This is a genomic window from Flavobacterium zhairuonense, from assembly GCF_004352915.1.
Lineage (GTDB): Bacteria > Bacteroidota > Bacteroidia > Flavobacteriales > Flavobacteriaceae > Flavobacterium > Flavobacterium zhairuonense.
The window spans coordinates 1-344 of record NZ_SJSY01000021.1; the positions used below are offsets into that span (position 1 = coordinate 1).

Consider the following 344-nt stretch of genomic DNA (forward strand, 5'->3'; position numbering starts at 1 on the left):
CAATGATCATGCGCTGAACTGCGATACAGTGAAGAGCTATATCCAAGTTGTGGGAGATGTTTTGGTGGCCAATGCAGACAATCCTGCTTCGGTTACACAGTCAACGACAGCCCAGACAATCATCACAGTTACGGACAACGACATCAGAAACGGACAGCCGTTGGCGGCATCTGAAGTAAAAATAACGACAACCGTTGCGGATCCTTCAGGATATTTGACCCTTGATCCGGCAACAGGAGTTGCAACCCTTGGCGCAAATGCCCCGGCTGGAACTTACACGTTGACCTATTCGATCTGCGACAAGGCCAATGCATCGAACTGCTCGACAGCGACTGTGAGCCTGA

General features: G+C 50.6%; 1 protein-coding gene. It reads left to right on the forward strand.

The window, feature by feature from the left end; genetic code table 11:
- Positions 1-28 precede the first annotated feature (28 nt).
- Positions 29-344, forward strand: a 316-nt coding sequence (locus tag EYY60_RS00025; RefSeq protein WP_132987397.1) for an Ig-like domain-containing protein, incomplete at its 3' end; no start/stop codon positions are given.